This window comes from Phyllobacterium phragmitis, from assembly GCF_002980495.1.
In the GTDB taxonomy this organism is placed as follows: Bacteria; Pseudomonadota; Alphaproteobacteria; order Rhizobiales; family Rhizobiaceae; genus Paramesorhizobium; species Paramesorhizobium phragmitis.
Genome location: NZ_PVBR01000006.1, coordinates 241,406 through 258,598, shown reverse-complemented (window position 1 = coordinate 258,598; position 17,193 = coordinate 241,406). Strand labels below are relative to the sequence as shown.

Below are 17,193 nucleotides of genomic sequence, written 5' to 3'. Positions count from 1 at the left end.
TGTTCATGGTCGCGCTTCGATCCTTCCGCCACAAAGGCCCTTCTTTTTCCGACCTGCTTCCGTATGCCGGGTTGGTCGATAACGGCATCATGTTGCTTAAGGACGGAAGCTTGATGGCGGGATGGTATTTTGCCGGCCCCGACAGCGAGAGCTCGACCAACCTCGAACGCAACGAAGTCGTGCGTCAGATCAACTCGATCTTTGCACGGCTCGGCTCCGGCTGGATGATCCAGGTAGAGGCGGTGCGTGTTCCGAGCACCGCCTACCCCCCTGAGGAAGACTGTCACTTCCCCGATCCGGTCACACGCGCGATCGACAGAGAACGCAGGGATCATTTTGAGCGGGAGAGGGGGCACTACGAAAGCGAGCACGCGCTGATCCTCACCTATCGGCCGCCGGAGAGGCGCCGGGCAGGTCTGGTCCGCTACATCTATTCGGACGATGAAAGCCGCGGCGCGGATTACGCCGATACTGTGCTGGATAGCTTCCGGACCTCGATCCGAGAGATCGAGCAGTATCTTGGCAACGTCATGTCGATCCGACGCATGGTCACACGGGAGACGGAGGACGAGGGCGGTTTTCGGGTCGCCCGCTATGACGAACTCTTCCAGTTCATCCAGTTCTGCATCACAGGCGAGAACCATCCTGTACGGCTACCCGACGTGCCGATGTATCTCGACTGGCTGGCGACGGCCCAATACCAGCATGGCCTGTCGCCAATGGTCGACGGGAGGTTTCTTGCCATCGTCGCGATTGACGGGTTTCCGGCGGCAAGCTGGCCAGGAATCCTCAATTCGCTCGATCTCATGCCGCTCACCTATCGCTGGTCGAGCCGATTTATCTTCCTCGACGAACAGGAGGCGCGGCAAAAGCTCGAGCGCACGCGCAAGAAGTGGCAACAGAAGGTCAGACCGTTCTTCGACCAGCTGTTCCAGACGCAAAGCCGATCGCTCGATCAGGATGCGATGGCCATGGTCGCGGAGACAGAGGATGCGATCGCGCAGGCGGCTTCGCAACTTGTCGCTTATGGCTATTACACCCCGGTCATCGTTCTGTTTGACGAGGATCATGCACGTTTGCAGGACAAGGCAGAGGCCGTCCGCCGGCTGATTCAGGCCGAAGGATTCGGCGCCCGTATCGAAACGCTCAACACCACCGAAGCCTATCTCGGCTCGATGCCGGGCAACTGGTACGCGAACATTCGCGAGCCGCTGATCAATACGCGCAACCTCGCCGATCTCGTCCCGCTCAATTCCGTCTGGTCCGGAAGCCCCACAGCGCCGTGCCCCTACTACCCGCCCGCCACGCCGCCCCTTATGCAGGTTGCCTCCGGCTCAACCCCTTTCCGGCTGAATCTCCATGTCGATGACGTCGGACACACATTGGTGTTCGGCCCGACAGGATCGGGGAAGTCCACGCTTCTGTCGCTGATCGTCGCCCAGTTCCGACGCTATCGAGACGCGCAGATCTTCGTCTTCGACAAGGGAGCGGCGATGCTGCCGCTGACGCTTGCAACGGGTGGAGATCACTATGATGTCGGCGGGGAGGGGACTTCGCTGGCCTTCTGCCCTCTGGGCGAACTCGAAACCGAAGGCGACCGAGCCTGGGCGAGCGGGTGGATCGAAACCCTGGTGGCCATGCAGGGCACGCAGGTCACACCCGATCATCGCAACGCGATCTCCCGGCAGATTGGCCTGCTCTCCCAGTCGCGGGGCCGGTCACTTTCCGACTTCGTGTCGGGCGTGCAATTGCGGGAGATCAAAACCGCACTGCATCATTATACCGTCGACGGCCCGATGGGGCAGCTGCTCGACGCGGAAGAAGACGGTCTGTCGCTCAGTTCGTTTCAGACCTTCGAGATCGAACAGCTCATGAATATGGGCGAGCGCAATCTCGTGCCGGTCCTCCTTTATCTCTTCCGCAGGATCGAAAAGCGCCTCACCGGCGCGCCGAGCCTCATTGTCCTCGACGAGGCGTGGTTGATGTTGGGCCATCCGACGTTCCGCGACAAGATCCGCGAATGGCTCAAGGTGCTCCGCAAGGCCAACTGCGCCGTGGTGCTTGCCACCCAATCGATTTCCGACGCGGAACGCTCCGGCATTATCGACGTGCTCAAGGAGAGCTGTCCGACAAAGATTTGTCTGCCGAACGGGGCGGCGCGCGATTCGGACACGCGCACGTTCTACGAACGCATCGGCTTTAACGAGAGACAGATCGAGATTGTCGCATCCGCCACGCCCAAGCGTGAATACTACGTTGCAAGTCCAGAAGGCAGGCGTCTGTTCGACATGGCGCTTGGTCCGGTCACGCTGTCATTCGTCGGGGCATCAGGAAAAGAGGACCTCAAGCGCATCCGGGCGCTCGCGGACCAGTTCGACGGTGAATGGCCCGTCCATTGGCTTCATGAAAGGGGGATCGGCAATGCCTCTCACATTCTCATCCAGGCTTAAAGTGGCGGTGGGTGCGCTCATCAGCATTACCCTGCTTCCGGCACAGATTCAGGCCGGCGCGGTAACGGGCCAGGCGACCGAGTGGACCCAGTTGCTCAACAACAGCGAACTGATCGCACTCACCGGCCAGTCGGCCGAGCAGATCCAGAATCAGGTGACCCAGATCACCCAACTGGCTGAACAGATCCAGAACCAGCTCCGGATCTATGAGAACATGCTTCAAAACACGGCCCAGCTGCCAAACCATATCTGGGGACAGGTCGAGAACGACCTCAACCGATTGCGCGGACTTGTGCAGCAAGGGCAGGGCATGGCGTTTTCGATGGGCAACATCGATGACGTGCTCAAATCCCGCTTTGAGAGCTTTTCCGATTTCAAGACAGGCCTAGCCAATGGCAAAAGCTTTTCGACCAGCTATCAGAGCTGGTCGGACACCAACCGCGACACCATTGCCTCGACCCTGCGGGCGGCGGGTCTCACCGCCGACCAGTTTTCCAGCGAGGAAGCGACCATGGACCAACTGCGGTCCATGTCGCAATCAGCGGATGGGCAGATGAAAGCTCTTCAGGTCGGCCATCAGATTGCGGCCCAACAAGTCGCACAATCACAAAAGCTGCGCGGTCTCGTATCCCAGCAAGTAACGATGATGGCCACCTGGCACCAATCCGAACAAGCCGCGCGCGATCTCGCCCAGACCCAGCGTGAGCGGTTCTTCAATTCATCCGCGCCTTCGACATCGGGCGGTCAAGTCATGGAGCCGCGCTGGTGAACAGGAATCTGCTCGTCTTCATCGCTCTCGCGTTTGTAGTCGCGATCAGTGTGGTGATCTGGCTCATCCGGGATGTACCTTTGCCATACACGCCCGCCCCGCAGGCACCGGCGCGACAGCCCCTTGACACGACAGGTGGCCAGCAGATGCAGCCACGTTGGTCCGATCCGGCCGGGGAGGGGGAATGACCCGCCATTCCGGTATTTTCCTTGTCGCGCTAACGACGGCCCTTATCGTTGCCGCTCCGGCGCTTGCCCAGGATGGCTCCCTTCTGACCTCGCTTGAAAATGAGGTTTCCGCAGCGACGCAAGGCTGGGAAACCACAATCATGCAGGCGGCACGCTCCTTATTCTGGATTCTCGCGGGCATCGAGGTGGGTATCGCGGCGGTGTGGCTGGCGCTTGGCGCAGCCTCCCTCGACACATGGTTCGCTGAGTTGATTCGCAGAATCTTGTTCATTGGCCTGTTTGTTTTCATTCTCGAGCAGGGTCCGGGCTTTGCGCGGGCCGTCGTCGACAGCCTGTACCAGATCGGTGCGGATGGCGGCTCGGCTTCGCCGGCAAACGTCTTCAACGCTGGAATCAACGTTGCCGCGTCGATGTCGGAGAAAGCCAAGTTTGGCATATGGGAAGACAATGCGCTGGCGATCGCGGCCGTATTTGCGATGGTGATCGTTGTCATCTGCTTTTCGCTCGTCGCCGCGATCTTCGTTTCGGTTATGGTCGAGATGTATGTGGGCCTGCTGGCCGGCATGATCATGCTCGGCCTCGGCGGCAGCAGTTTCACCAAGGACTTCGCAGTTCGCTATCTCGTCTATGCCTTCAGCGTCGGCATGAAATTGATGGCGTTGGTGATGATCGCGCGGATCGGATCCGAGGTTCTAATCAATCTCGCCAACTCGACGCCGGACAATGAGGAATTTCTCACAACGCTTGCGATCGGCGGAATATCTGTCGTGGTGTTCGTCATCGCAATGTACGTCCCCAATATAGTTCAGGGTGTGGTGCAGGGCGTCTCCGTGACAGGCGGAATGGAAACCATCCGGCACGGCGCTCAGGCGGCAAGCTTTGCAACAGGCGGCGCGGCGTTGGCAGTGGGCGGCGCGAGGGCAGGGGCCTCGGCCTATTCGGATGCGCGCGCCGCCGGAAGCTCGTTCGGAGCCGCGGCGCTCAAGGGCATGGCCGCTGGCGTCGGAGCCGCGGGCGGAGCGGCAGCGTCGGCCGCGCGGGACAAGGCTATCGGCGTGCCAGGCACGTGGGGCGCATCGACCCTCGGACTGGCCAATGCAAAACTGGATGCAAGCCAGGGGAGGCCTACCAGCAAACCCTCAAAAGACGACAAGGCATAGGGGGAGAGCGTGGCTAAGCACAAGGCACCGGAGAACCCGTATCTTGCAGCGCGCCAGGAGTGGAACGAGCGGTACGGCTCGGCGATCCACGCCGCGCGCTCATGGAAGATCGTCGGCATTACCGGGATGCTGATGGCGGTAATCGGGTTCACCTACGCGCTCTATCTGAGCACCCAGGTCAAACTCGTACCCTACATCGTGGAGGTCGACCGGCTCGGCACAGCAGCCAATGCCGGCTTTCCGCAACAAATCGAATATGCCGATCCTCGTGTGGTGCGCGCCACGCTGGGAAGCTTTGTTTCGAACTTCCGGTCCGTCACACCCGACGCCGTGGTGCAAAAGCAGTATATCGACCGCACATACGCGATGCTGCGCACCTCCGATCCGGCGACTGAGAAGATCAACAATTGGTTCCGCAGCAGTTCGCCGTTTGATCGCGCACGCACAATGACCGTGTCGGTCGAGGTAACCAACATCGTGCCGCTGTCGAACCAGAGTTATCAGGTGGACTGGACCGAATTCGAACGGGATCGGCAGGGCAGGGAACGGGCAACACGGCGGTTTCGCGGGATTGCAACAGTGACCCTGACGCCGCCGCAGGACGAAGCCGTCATTCGGCTCAACCCACTCGGGTTTTATTTGACCGACTTCGAGTGGACGGCCCAATTGTAATGGAGTGGAGGGCAACATCAATGGCGGCTGGAACAAGCCGAGGGGCGCTGCTTGCCCTGATCGTCGCGGCGGGTGGGCTGGCCCTCTGCGATACAGCGATCGCGCAGCAGCTGACGGCCAATGAGACGCGCGGCACCTCGCTTTCCACGCATTGGCAGCAAAGCATCGGCGTCGTGACACGCGGCCCAGACGGTAAGGTCGTATTCCTGTTCGGGCAGGTGCAGCCTTCTATCGTGTGCTCGCCACTGCAAGTTTGCGATATCGAGCTTCAAGCAGGCGAAGTCGTCCGCGACGTGCTGGTTGGGGATACCGTCAGATGGAAGGTTGAGCCCGCCACATCCGGCGCGCCAGGCGGGCAGGCGGTCCATCTGATCGTAAAACCGGCAGAGTCCGGCCTTGTGACCTCGATGGTGGTGACCACGTCGCGGCGAACCTACCACATCCAGCTCAAGTCCCATCACAGTCAGTATATGGCGCGTGCGGGGTTTGAATATCCAGAGGACGTGAACGCGCGCCTTGCTGAGATCAATGCACGCATGGAGGCGAGCATCGTGCCGGGTGCCAGCGTGCCGGCCGATCAGTTGAACTTCAATTTCTCGGTCAGCGGCAGCGCTGGTTGGAGGCCGACGCGCATCTACTCCGACGGCCTCAAGACCTACATTCAGTTTCCGAGTTCGCTGACAGGCCGGGCCGCGCCGGTGCTGTTTGTCGTTTCGGGAGGTGAGAACCGCATTGTCAACTACCGGATCACCGGGACGATGATGGTGGTCGACTACCACATCGATCACGCGATCCTGGTTTCAGGCGTCGGCCGCTCCCAGGAAAAGATCACCATCAGGCGGAGGAGCTGATCATGGGGCTCTTCGGATTCAGCAGGCAGCTCATCGGCGCGCTTTTTTGCATGATGGCTCTTGCCGGCTGCCAGACGCTTGGCGGCTCCGGACTGATCGCCAGCTCGGCCTATAGCGGTCTTTCGCCGGAAGCTGCCAATGCGATCGCCGGCGACATGGTTGGCCGATTGGCCGAGCATGTCGGGCCGGGAACGACCACGATCCAATTGACACCCGATGGTTCGATCTTTGGCCAAACCCTCGAGCACTCGCTGAAAGGGTGGGGATATGCTGTGGTGACCGATCAGCAAGCCGAAGGAACCAATATCGTCCCGCTCGCCTATGTCGTGGACACATTCGACAACGACCTCCTGGCCCGTTTGTCGACCGAAAGTCTGACGCTAACACGCATCTATACGATCACCTCTACCGGGGCGACGCCATCGAGCCCATTGTCGGTTATGACGACGGGGCAGGGGGGCTGATGTGAACGAAGCCCTCAAGCTCGGTGGAGAACCGTCGTCAGCAAAGAGCCCGAATATTCGCCGTCTGAACCGGCTGCCGATCTTCGGCGCGATTGCGCTCGTGGTGTTGTTCTTCGCCGTCATCATCTATGGCTTGGCCAATCGCGGGCTTGTTTTTGGCAATCGACAAGGCGAAGACGTCAATCCGGGCTCGCGGCCGGCGTCAACCTATGCCGATCAGTTGAAGCAGGGTGTGTCGGACGGGATTATTGGTGAGCCAGTACGGGCAACCCCACTCCAGCCGACGCCGGTCGAGCCGCGCGTCATCGAAGACACGGCGCCGTCATCAATGACGGAGCAACAGAGCCAAGTTCGCGAAGAGGGCACTGGTCTTGAGCCGGAAGCCGTCTGGCGGGCGCGTATCGAGCGCGAGCAGCAAGAACAGATATTGCGTGAACTTCATCGCCAGCACATGGCGAGCATCCAGGCTGATGAGGCGGCTTTCAATTCGCCAATCGCCGTCAGTCTGCAGGACCTGAACGCTCAGGGCGAGAACCCGAAGACAGAAGGGATGCCGTCTTCAGGCAATGCTGCCCGACCTGCCGGCGCGCTGGATCTTTATGCTGCCGCGATGCAGTCGGGCAGGCTGGGGCAAACCAGAGATCCGAACGGGCAGGCGGCCAAGGAGAATTTCTTCAATCAGGACATCCGCGATCTTGGCTACCTGCCGAACCAGGTCGTTGCACAACAATCGCCCTATGAGCTCAAGCGCGGGTCGGTCATCCCGGCAACGCTCGTCACCGGCATCAACTCGGACCTTCCTGGCCGCATCACCGCGCAGGTTTCCCAGAATGTCTATGACAGCGCCACGGGCCACCACGTTCTGATCCCGCAAGGATCGAAGCTTCTCGGCCGCTATGACTCCAAGGTCGTGTTCGGCCAGAGCCGTGTTCTGGTGATCTGGACTGACCTCATTTTCCCCAATGGCGCGACACTGCAGATTGGCGGTATGCCCGGCGTGGACGCCGCCGGCTATGGCGGCTTCAGTGATCGGGTCGACAACCATTATCTGCGCACCTTTGGCTCGGCGATCCTGGTCGCGCTGATCGGCGCGGGAACCGAAATGCTGATCCCGCAAGACCGCAACGCCTTCGGTCAATCCAACAGCGCCGAGGATGCGGCCCGCAGGAGTTTCGCGGAGACATTTGGCCAGATGGCGGAACAAACCGTCTCCCGAAATCTCAATGTTCAGCCAACCTTGGAGATCCGGCCCGGCTACCGCTTCAACGTCCTTGTCGAGCAGGACATGATTTTCCCGGGAGCGTCGCGCTAGGTAGGCCGGTCCGCGCTTCCATCTTCAGCACGGCTACCCGAAGAAGGAGATTGATATGAAAGACGTCACGAATTTCGTCAGCATGGACGGGGAGAGGTTGTCTGGAAATGTCGCAACACTTGCCTTCTACTATACATTATTGGTATGCTAAAAATTGACGATACTCGCAAGAAGAACTATACTTCATCACAGCTAATCACCTAAATACTTATACCCTTAAGATAATCAATTAACAGGCGCTGGCGCAGCGAGTAACGGTGAGCGTAAGGCCATACCGCATGAATAGGCATACTTGCGTCTACGATACGATCAGTGAGAATCGCACAAAGATCACCGGAATCTAGATGCTCCCTAATCGAAACGATAGGCAGGTAAGCTACTCCAGCGCCCTGGATCGCAAGCTTGATGCGGGTGTCTATGTCGTTGCAGATGATTGAATGAGGAAGAGCAAGTGATCTTATGTTTGACAGGGGCCAAGGCTGAATCAGCCCGGAATTCCTTGAGCGATAATGAATTAATGTATGGGATAATAAATCCGCCGCCTCCTGAATGTGACCACTAGATTTCAGATATATTGGGCTTGCAACGAGCGCACTGACCATCTCTCCGAGATAATGGGAGCGCATATTTCCATCTGGATTATGGCCTATGCGCAATGCAGCATCAAAATTTTCACCTACCAGATCAACGAACCTGTCAGAAAAATCAAACTCAATCTCAATTCCCTCATATTTCTCCAAAAATACATAAAACTTATCAATAAATAAATTAGGAATTGGCGCTATACTTATTCTTAGTTTTCCATTCGGATCTTCATTTGAAGAATGCATTGCATTCTGCATTTCTTCTATTTCTTCAAGTATGCGCCGTGCGTGACCAAGAAAGCGTTCCCCCTCATACGTCAACGAAATCCGTCGAGTATTGCGCTGTAACAACCGAGCCCCGACAGCGCTCTCAAGGCTCGTTACACGCTTTCCCACTGCGGACGCGCTCAAACCCAAAGCGCGACCTGCCGACACAAAACTTCCCATCTGCGCGACCTTCACAAACACAGAAATCGCGGAAAGTGATTCTATCATACATGCCCCCAGCTTATGGATTACATCCACATTAGGCATCAGAGACCGGACCGGAAGCCCAGTTATGCTGCGCCGCAATACGTTGTAAATATCATCCGACTTACGGGGCGAGCAACCAACGTGGGTGCGTTTTAAGCCAAAAACTGAAAAATGAATCCTGAAGCGATAAACAGCAGAACTTCGATGATCTGCCCGTAAGCTATGGGCGCTGCCTTATTGTTATTCAACCGTGCTTCAAGAGGTGGAAAATGAACATTCAAACGCTTTATTCAACTTCCGCTCCGCTACACACACCTCTTGCCAAACATTCAGATATTACATGGCGTATGCATGCCACCCAAGACGTCAAATACAACGTATCTATAGTGAATGGTCTTTTGAACCCTGAAAATTCCTCGCTCGCCAACGCATGCGGCAAGTACAATAACAATAATGATAAAACTAAAAGACTAGTCGTCATCGACAGTATGGTTTTCGACTTGTATGGAGATAAACTTAAGATTTACTTTGGCTCATGGAATTTCGACATCTCTTGGAAGATACTATCTGGCGATGAAATTAACAAGAACATGGAATCAGCGATAGAAGTCACTAAGTCGATGGCTGATGCAGGCCTTCTGCGCCGTGGTGAGGTAGTAGTCGGCATTGGGGGCGGGGTGCTGCTGGATGTTGTAGGCTTCGCATCCAGCCTCTACCGGCGCGGCGTACCCTATATCCGAATCCCGACGACGCTGATGGGGCAGATTGATGCTGGCATCGGGATCAAAACGGGCGTCAACCATGGCGATCACAAAAACCGACTTGGCAGTTATTTCGCACCATCTTCTGCGCTTATCGATACGAGCTTCTTAGGCAGCTTGAATCAGCGTCATATCTCGAATGGTGTCGCAGAAATCATAAAAATGGCGCTCATCAAAGACCGCGCTTTGTTTGAGTTGCTCGATTCTATCTCATCTCATCTCACGCCGGGAGCATTTGCTTCTGACGATCTCACCATTAGAGAAATTATGTCTCGCGCCATTGCTGGCATGCTGGCCGAACTCGAACCCAACCTTTGGGAAGCCGAATTGGCTCGTTGCGTGGATTACGGTCACACTTTCAGCCCATCACTTGAGCTACTGGCCACCCCGACACTACTGCACGGGGAGGCCGTGGCGGTGGACATGGCCCTGTGCGTCGCATTAGCCAAAGGCCGAGCGTTGCTCACCGATGAGGAAGCTGATCGGGCGATCGCACTTATAGGCAAATCCGGATTGCCCATAACCCACCCTATTTTCGAGCAGGACTTGCTTGAAAAGGCGCTAGCCGACACAGTGAAACATCGCGATGGTCTACAGCGGATACCGTTGACCAATGGCATCGGTGCGGCAACTTTCGTCAACGACCTCACGTCTGGAGAGTTGACGAAGGCCCTTGATTTCATAGCTGAGCGTCAGCACTTGCGCGAACAGGCGACAGTGTTGTGACGTCCATGTTCACAGTGATCGACGTAGGCGGGACACATCTGCGATGGGCGAGATGGACTCGTGAGAACGGCGTGCGCGACCGGTGCAGTTCACACACCCCCAACTTTCGTCGTCATCCGGAACTGCCGGCTCCCCAATTACGAAAGCGCCTAGTTGACGCGATTTGCAAGCTTGTACCTGATGAGCCCGACGCAGTGGTCGGCGTTTCCTTTGGCGCAGCATTAAATCAGCTCAACGGCACAGTATATGCCTCCGCACCATTATGGGGTGCATATGATGTGCCGTTCGACCTTTTGGACGTGCTTTCTCGCAGAAGGACGGATGTTGACTGGCACATAGTCAACGATGTGACGGCAGCGCTGCTGGATGTTGCATCGTCGCCGCTTTGTGCGCAGGATCGAAAGGTTATGCTGGTGACCATCAGTACCGGCATCGCTGCCCGTACGATTGATCGTAGCACGATGCGGATTCCTGTGGATGCCAGCGGATTGCAGGGTGAGATCGGCCACCTGCCAGCGTCTGCCGTTCTCTTCGGCGAACCGCTCGTCCTAAACTGCGATTGTGGAAAACCAGGCCATTTATCTGCTTACTCGTCGGGCCCTGGCATCGCGCAGATGGCTCAGAGTCTGCGGGTGAAACGTCCGCAAGACTGGGCCACATCATTGCTTGGCCTTGCGCTCGCAGAAGGGTTGTCCTTGGAGGAGGCGTTCAAATCTGCGGTGGTTGCGCAAGACAGTTTGGCTACGAAATTGCTTGACGCGGTGACTGCTCCTATCGCCGACATATTGCGAACCGCGCTGTGCCTAGACCCCGACCTGGACCGGATTGTTCTAACTGGCGGTGTCGCGATAGCGCTCGGCGTGCAGTACAGAGATGCGATCCTGCAACATCTAAGTAGCCACGGCCTCTACCTAACCAGCAAATACAATCCGAATTGGGCTGCAGACCGGATCGTGGTCTATGAGACTGACTGCCTCGTCGGCGCGGGCATCGCAGCACTGATGGCGAGGGCGAAATGAGAGCCTCGCATCGCGCAGTGGTCCGGGCGAATAGAACGATCTCTGTGTTAAAACGCCCGACACCGATACCAAATGACTACGAACTGCTGGTGGCTCCCCTCTATGCGGGGCTGTGCGGCACTGACATCCAGATATTGCGCGGGTTGCGTTCCGACCCGACTCCTATCATCGGGCACGAGGGTGTCGCCCGAGTGGTCAGCGCCGGTAGTGGTGTACCCGAGAGGCTAACGCCGGGCACCCTAGTCTGCATCAACCCTACTCACCGCGATGATCCATCCTTTCTGCTCGGCCACAATGTTGACGGGTTGTTGCAGGAGCGCGTGCTTATCCCTCGCTCCGCAGTGTGCAACGGGTTGGTGCTTCCGCTATGTGAGATCGTTAACACGGAAATTTCAACGTTGCTGGAACCCTTGGCGGTGGTCCAGTACGGACTCCGCCTGCTGGCCGAGCATCGTCCGCACACGCTAGTGGTATTCGGTGACGGCGTGATTGGGCATATCGCGGTACGTGCCGCCGTCGAACTGCTGGGCGTGACTACTCGAATCGTGCACATGCACCATACCAAGCGAGGTATGGATTGGAGCAGCAACCATCCGGTGCCGGCTGTTCACTGCGTTCTACACGATACAAAAGGTGCGCAGTTCCTGTCTGAGCTGCCTGCGGATGAGCGAGTCGCTGTACTGTTAGCCACTCCACGCGATGCGACCTTGTTGTGCTTGGATACTGCGCTACACAACCTCCGCGGAGAACTTGTAATCGACCTGCTCGGCGGCCTGTCGCCAGATGCTGTGAGCCCACTACTGCCGGATGTCAACCTGCCCCAGATCCGTGCCGCGAACTGCGCAGGCTCCCCTAATCCCGCCGTACAAGTCACCGTTTCAACGATCACCGGGACGAAGGTATGTCTAATGGGCCACCGCGGTGTTGCCAATAAGCATCTAAGCGATGCAGCCGCAGAATTGACAAAGCATCCACTGCGCTATCGAGAACTGATTACTCACGTGGTTTCCCTGGACGAGGCAGCCAATATTATGCGCCAACTGGCCGCCTCCCGGGACCGCGTCATTGACGATCGCCGACTTATTAAACTCGCGGTGCAGATCGCACCGGAACATAACCTCGTAGGAGGTGCCGGATGACTTCGTTAATAGGGCGTCGAGGCCTCGTGGTGGGTGGCTCGACCGGTATTGGCCGGGCAGTCGCTGAGGCTTGGTCGCAAGCTGGCATGGACGTATTGGTGCTTAGCCGGTCGCAACCGACAGGTCAAAGTGGGCTGCGTTGGTCAGCTGTCGACATGGCCGATCAGACCTCTGCCATGTCAGTACTGGCCGAAGCGAGCAGCGAGCCGCTGCACGCCGTGAGCTTCGCAGCTGTGCATTACGGCGACCGGCGTGCAAAATTTTCCGAAACGCCACTATCCCAGTGGCGCCAACAGCTCGAAGTGAACCTCAATGGCATGTGGCTAACCTTGGCCGCCACGTTACCCGCACTGCGCAGGGCGCGGCCGGGATTGTTCCTAAATGTCTCCTCGGAGGTAGTATTCAACGGTGGTCCAGGGCGCGCTGGTTACGCCGCTACTAAGGCGGGATGCGCGTCGTTGCTTGAATCGATCTACCAAGAAGAGAACCCCAACGAGGTCCGTATCGTATCCGTGTTGCCGGCTGGCATGGTCGATTCACCGGGCATCCGCCGACGCCGACCAGCCGATTTTGACTACTCCAGCTATATGCGTCCAGACAACTTCGGCTCAATCGCCGTTGAGTTGGTCAAAACTGCGGGCGCACAGTACAATGGAGATAGCCTAACCGTACATAGCGATGGCAGCTGGAGTTCTGTGCGTAACGGCACCCCGACATCACAAAGTGACCGGAGCCGGATGTGAGCGCCGTTCGAATTGGTTTGGTCGACTGGCGATTGCCGGTGAGCGGACCACATGCCGTGCTGCTCGCCGCACGGCTAGGCGCGGAAGGCATCCAACTGGATTTGGGTGGTCCGGGCCGAGCTCCATGGCTGGATGGAACAGAGCGGCTGAGTAAGCTCCACGTAGCATTGTCCGGCTCGGGAGTGATGCCACTGGCTGTGGCTGCCAACATGCTCAATGACCTCGGCTTGACAGCAAAGGATGGCACTGCATTAGCCGACCAAGTGCGACGAGTGATCATCCGTACACTGAATGTTGCCGTCGAACTCGGCGCCGCCCTGGTATTTCTTCCAAGTTTCCGATGCAGCACCATCAATAGTCCATCGGCGCTAGCGAGGACGGTAGAGGTATTGCGATGGGCCTGCGCAGAGGCACAGCAGAAGAAACTGTTGTTGGCCACCGAAAACGTACTGGCACCACAACAACTGCAGCAGCTGGTGGAGTTGGTGGACTCGCCGAATTTGCGAATTGTGCTGGACACCGGCAATACCTCGACCGAAGGGCTGGATCCAGTGGCCGTTTTGCAGACAGCCGGTCGAGTACTAGCCAACCAGGTGCACATAAAAAACTCCAACGATCACGAACCACTTAGTGTCGAGGACTCCGCCGTCCTAGACACGCTCACCGAACTCAGTCGGGCAAGCTTCACCGTCGACGCGCTGGTGCTGGAAAACGACTATCGCGATGGCGAATTGAACCGCGTCAAAGCCGATCTCAAATGGCTACGGAACCATCTCGCCGCTTACCCGATCAATCACCACGATGCACTCTAGACACGCTCCCTCAGAATATTGGGGCATAATTTTAACCGCAAAGCCAAGATGAGAATTGCCGATTGGCGATCTAAGCAGAGTTGTATTTCGTATTTGAAACAAGTGAGTTTCGTTAAACTTGAGGAAATGCCGATGCCTATAATTCTTTTTGCACTAATGCTGGGCGTGTTCTGCGTCGGTACCGCAGAGATTGTAGTCTCCGGGCTGCTGCCTATTGTGGCCAGTGATCTCTCCGTGTCGGTGCCCGAGGCTGGTCTGCTTGTTACTGGCTACGCCCTCGGAGTCACCATCGTCGGCCCGTTTGTCACTCTGTTGACCACTCGCGTGCCACGCAAAACGTTGGTGTTGGGGCTAATGGGACTGTTCGTTCTGGGAAACATCTGGGCTGTGTTTGCCCCCGACTATCAGATGTTGATGGCTGCGCGGGTGTTCACCTCACTGAGCCACGGCACGTTCGTCGCTGTCGCTTTTAATCTGGCCGCGAGGCTATCGCCCGCTAATAAACAAGGCTCCGCGATGGCCAAGATTGCCCTAGGCTTCAACATGGCTAACGCCTTGGGTGCACCGCTGGGAGCATTTATCGGTCAGAATCTCGGATGGCGCGCGACGTTCGTGGCCATTGTCGTGATTGCCGTGTTCACTATCGCCTTGATCGCGGCGTTTATGCCCTCGATCTCGCCGCGCTCTGAGCAGGCGAGAACTGGTACGCTGCGTCGTGAACTCAGTGTGTTAACTCATTCAAACCTCCAGTTTGCAGTGGTAACCACAGTGTTGGCGCAAGGTGCGGTCTTCACTGCATCCACGTATGTGGTGCCATTGATGATGGACGTGAGTCAGTTCAGCCCCAGCGCGATTGCGGCACTGCTAGTCGTCTTCGGCATCGGTGCAGTGATTGGCAACTTCGCTGGCGGCCGCCTCGCGGATGGGCATGTCATGCGTGGGATCACCACGGTGTTGAGTAGCTTGGTTGTGGTTCTCGCCGTATTCTGGATGACCAGCATCGTGCCCCTGCTATCCGCCATTACCCTGTTCTTCTTCGGCGCTGTCGGGTTCTCCATTATCCCATCCCTACAGGCCCGCATTCAATCCGTCGCGGTGGCTGCGCCGACACTGGCCCTTTCGGTTAACGTGTCGGCGTTCAATCTCGGAAACGGTCTCGGTGCCTGGCTGGGCGGGGCGGTGATCGAGAATGGATTCGGTGTACGCGCCGTGCTCCTGGCCGGGGCCGCATTGGCTGCGATAAGCCTAGCTATCACACTATTGTCTTGGCGTCTGGACAGTCGAAAGACACCCAGTACTCGCGAAATGGAACTGGGCGATAAGTGCCCGGCAGTCAGCTCTGAAAAGCAGTAAGCCGTTTCCGCTCCGAATAACGGTTTGCAGGCAGACTATCGAAGCATAGCAGAACAAACTGATTCTTTGCCACTTAGGTGTTCAAATGACAGAATTTCCATATACATATACAACGGCGGAGTTAGTCAGCGGCACAGTTAAGGTCATAGGCAAGACTTTCCCTCGAGAAACGCTCGGTGAGGATACCGTCGTGATACGGCCTGATTACATAGGAATTTGTCGCGCCGACATCAAAGAAATCATTGGTTCTCGTGACATTCCAACGGATCGTGGCCCCTTATTCGGACATGAGTTTGTAGGCTCTGTGGCTTTTGCGGGTATCCAAAGTGGATTTAGAAAAGGCGACCTCGTAACCTTCAATCCGAATATTACACCGGTTCGCACAACCGGTTTCGCCGAGTATGTTTTCGTACACGGCTCCTCAGAACAATTGGACCAAGCGGTGGTGCGAGTACCGGAAGCTGGCATCCTTGACAGCATCTGGATGCCCGAACCGTTCGCCTGCATTGTCCACGCAACCAAGAAATTGCTTGAGCTAGCAAAGCTTCGCTCCCTTGACGGAAAGAGGGTGGGAATTATAGGCGCCGGCTGCTCAGGCATCATGTTTGCTATGTACGCGAAGCATCTGGGCGCGTCAGTAATTGTGTTCAACCGCGGTGAATCGCGGCTCAATTTCGCGCGAGACCAGAAGCTTCTGACCGAGGAAGAGATATGCACGCTCGTGGGCGTAGAGTGTCACCGAGATGCGTTTGATGTCGTAATCGTAGTGCCGACTATCGTCACGTCTGAACTTCTGCAGAACGCTGCCAACATAGCCACCAGTGAGGGGATTCTACACATTTACGGCGGTACGCGCGCGGGCGATCGATTTCCCAAAACCCAAGTGGATATCGACACGATTCGAAGGCACGAACAACTTGAGTTGGTGGAGCACCAAGGAAAGAGATTAAGAATTACTGGTGCCTACGGATGTTTTAAGGAAGACTATGAGGAAAGTTTCCGGCTACACGCAAAGCATTCTGACAGCTTCTCTCTCGAAAAATTGGTATCGACGGAGATCGAATTAAATGAGTTTCCACGTTTTATTATGGAAGTTGCGGCTGGCACGAAAGATTATCCAGGAAAAGTTGTCATAAAAACTAACCCTACAGAGCCACGTGCAACAGCATTGAATCAGCAACCATAGACAACACTGGCGTTCGGCAACCTGTCCATCCGCAAACCGCGGGATGGCACCCATGGGTAACATGCAAAATGTTTATTTGGGCGACACAAGAGCCGGCATCTTGTGTCAGGACGACGCCGGAGCGTTGAATTATGCGTATGCCTCCCTACGAGACATGAAAGACCCTGCGATACGCATCACCGGGCGGAGGGGACGGAAAGCAAGGCGGCGAGCCGGAGACAGAGTTTATGATCATGTTAGGCTCCTTGACGGGTCGGAATGAGGACTAACCGGCAAACCGGCCCATGGCGAGATCGGCCGCAAGTAGTTTGTCAATCTGTGAAAAACCACAGGTTGTCCTACAGCTCTCTCGTAAGCTACTCTGCCCCGACGGGGCTCAGTGCGGCGATCAGAAATGAGTCAGGCGCCATGGCCGCGCCGATTCCTATCACAATCATGTGAGAAAGGTGCTGGGAACCGGACTTGTTCGAAGGCGGATTGATGCCTTAGCGTGGTAGGTCTGACTGAATGCCGTCATACGAGTCCGGATC

The 17,193-nt window shown here is 56.9% G+C and carries 15 protein-coding genes; 14 read left to right on the top strand and 1 reads right to left on the bottom strand.

Annotated features, from left to right (window positions below; genetic code table 11):
- Nucleotides 1-5: 5 nt before the first annotated feature.
- The 7 genes from C5748_RS10745 (at nt 6) to trbI (ending at nt 7,866) form a co-directional block, all read left to right on the top strand.
- Entirely contained in the window at nt 6-2,450 is a 2,445-nt protein-coding gene (locus C5748_RS10745; RefSeq protein WP_105741977.1) for a conjugal transfer protein TrbE, read from the top strand.
- Nucleotides 2,422-3,219, top strand: coding sequence for a P-type conjugative transfer protein TrbJ (trbJ, locus tag C5748_RS10740; RefSeq protein WP_105741928.1), 798 nt, complete (start codon nt 2,422-2,424; stop codon nt 3,217-3,219). The genes C5748_RS10745 and trbJ overlap by 29 nt, the downstream gene beginning before the upstream one ends.
- 184 nt (nt 3,220-3,403) lie before the next feature.
- Nucleotides 3,404-4,567, top strand: a complete 1,164-nt coding sequence (trbL, locus tag C5748_RS10730) for a P-type conjugative transfer protein TrbL (RefSeq protein WP_105741926.1) — start codon at nt 3,404-3,406, stop codon at nt 4,565-4,567.
- 9 nt (nt 4,568-4,576) lie between these two features.
- Nucleotides 4,577-5,239, top strand: coding sequence for a conjugal transfer protein TrbF (locus C5748_RS10725; protein WP_105741925.1), 663 nt, complete (start codon nt 4,577-4,579; stop codon nt 5,237-5,239).
- Nucleotides 5,240-5,259: 20 nt separating this feature from the next.
- A complete protein-coding gene (gene trbG / locus C5748_RS10720) occupies nt 5,260-6,090 on the top strand; it encodes a P-type conjugative transfer protein TrbG (RefSeq protein ID WP_199194764.1) in 831 nt (276 codons plus the stop codon).
- Nucleotides 6,091-6,092: 2 nt separating this feature from the next.
- Complete coding sequence (trbH, locus tag C5748_RS10715; RefSeq protein WP_105741923.1) at nt 6,093-6,554, top strand: conjugal transfer protein TrbH; 462 nt, start codon at nt 6,093-6,095, stop codon at nt 6,552-6,554.
- Nucleotide 6,555: 1 nt separating this feature from the next.
- On the top strand, nt 6,556-7,866 hold the full coding sequence (trbI, locus tag C5748_RS10710) for an IncP-type conjugal transfer protein TrbI (RefSeq protein ID WP_105741922.1): 1,311 nt from the start codon (nt 6,556-6,558) through the stop codon (nt 7,864-7,866).
- Between the two features lie 200 nt (nt 7,867-8,066).
- Here trbI and C5748_RS10705 read toward each other — a convergent pair whose 3' ends face one another.
- On the bottom strand, nt 8,067-8,945 hold the full coding sequence (locus C5748_RS10705) for a LysR family transcriptional regulator (RefSeq protein ID WP_158259844.1): 879 nt from the start codon (nt 8,943-8,945) through the stop codon (nt 8,067-8,069).
- Nucleotides 8,946-9,193: 248 nt separating this feature from the next.
- Here C5748_RS10705 and C5748_RS10700 point away from each other — a divergent pair, with 248 nt between their 5' ends.
- The 7 genes from C5748_RS10700 to C5748_RS10670 all read left to right on the top strand — a co-directional run bounded on the left by C5748_RS10700 (nt 9,194) and on the right by C5748_RS10670 (nt 16,663).
- The gene (locus C5748_RS10700; protein ID WP_105741920.1) at nt 9,194-10,411 is read left to right on the top strand and encodes a sedoheptulose 7-phosphate cyclase; all 1,218 of its coding nucleotides are present in this window, start codon (nt 9,194-9,196) and stop codon (nt 10,409-10,411) included.
- 5 nt (nt 10,412-10,416) lie between these two features.
- Nucleotides 10,417-11,430 carry an ROK family protein gene (locus C5748_RS10695; RefSeq protein ID WP_105741919.1) on the top strand — a complete coding sequence of 338 codons (1,014 nt, stop codon included), beginning with the start codon at nt 10,417-10,419 and terminating at the stop codon, nt 11,428-11,430.
- Between the two features lie 44 nt (nt 11,431-11,474).
- Nucleotides 11,475-12,569, top strand: a complete 1,095-nt coding sequence (locus tag C5748_RS10690) for an alcohol dehydrogenase catalytic domain-containing protein (protein WP_158259843.1) — start codon at nt 11,475-11,477, stop codon at nt 12,567-12,569.
- Complete coding sequence (locus C5748_RS10685; RefSeq protein ID WP_105741917.1) at nt 12,566-13,312, top strand: SDR family NAD(P)-dependent oxidoreductase; 747 nt, start codon at nt 12,566-12,568, stop codon at nt 13,310-13,312. The genes C5748_RS10690 and C5748_RS10685 overlap by 4 nt, the downstream gene beginning before the upstream one ends.
- Nucleotides 13,309-14,124: a sugar phosphate isomerase/epimerase family protein gene (locus tag C5748_RS10680; protein WP_105741916.1), complete on the top strand. Its 816-nt coding sequence runs from the start codon at nt 13,309-13,311 to the stop codon at nt 14,122-14,124. The genes C5748_RS10685 and C5748_RS10680 overlap by 4 nt, the downstream gene beginning before the upstream one ends.
- Before the next feature lie 48 nt (nt 14,125-14,172).
- Nucleotides 14,173-15,477 carry an MFS transporter gene (locus C5748_RS10675; protein WP_105741915.1) on the top strand — a complete coding sequence of 435 codons (1,305 nt, stop codon included), beginning with the start codon at nt 14,173-14,175 and terminating at the stop codon, nt 15,475-15,477.
- 85 nt (nt 15,478-15,562) lie between these two features.
- On the top strand, nt 15,563-16,663 hold the full coding sequence (locus C5748_RS10670) for a zinc-dependent alcohol dehydrogenase (protein WP_105741914.1): 1,101 nt from the start codon (nt 15,563-15,565) through the stop codon (nt 16,661-16,663).
- Nucleotides 16,664-17,193: the final 530 nt, after the last annotated feature.

Coding starts and splice junctions, on each gene's coding strand:
- C5748_RS10745 (WP_105741977.1), top strand. CDS start 6: ATGGTCGCGCTTCGATCCTTCCGCCACAAAGGCCCTTCTTTTTCCGAC.
- trbJ (WP_105741928.1), top strand. CDS start 2,422: ATGCCTCTCACATTCTCATCCAGGCTTAAAGTGGCGGTGGGTGCGCTC.
- trbL (WP_105741926.1), top strand. CDS start 3,404: ATGACCCGCCATTCCGGTATTTTCCTTGTCGCGCTAACGACGGCCCTT.
- trbG (WP_199194764.1), top strand. CDS start 5,260: ATGGCGGCTGGAACAAGCCGAGGGGCGCTGCTTGCCCTGATCGTCGCG.
- trbH (WP_105741923.1), top strand. CDS start 6,093: ATGGGGCTCTTCGGATTCAGCAGGCAGCTCATCGGCGCGCTTTTTTGC.
- C5748_RS10705 (WP_158259844.1), bottom strand. CDS start 8,945: ATGATAGAATCACTTTCCGCGATTTCTGTGTTTGTGAAGGTCGCGCAG.
- C5748_RS10700 (WP_105741920.1), top strand. CDS start 9,194: ATGAACATTCAAACGCTTTATTCAACTTCCGCTCCGCTACACACACCT.
- C5748_RS10695 (WP_105741919.1), top strand. CDS start 10,417: ATGTTCACAGTGATCGACGTAGGCGGGACACATCTGCGATGGGCGAGA.
- C5748_RS10685 (WP_105741917.1), top strand. CDS start 12,566: ATGACTTCGTTAATAGGGCGTCGAGGCCTCGTGGTGGGTGGCTCGACC.
- C5748_RS10675 (WP_105741915.1), top strand. CDS start 14,173: ATGAGAATTGCCGATTGGCGATCTAAGCAGAGTTGTATTTCGTATTTG.
- C5748_RS10670 (WP_105741914.1), top strand. CDS start 15,563: ATGACAGAATTTCCATATACATATACAACGGCGGAGTTAGTCAGCGGC.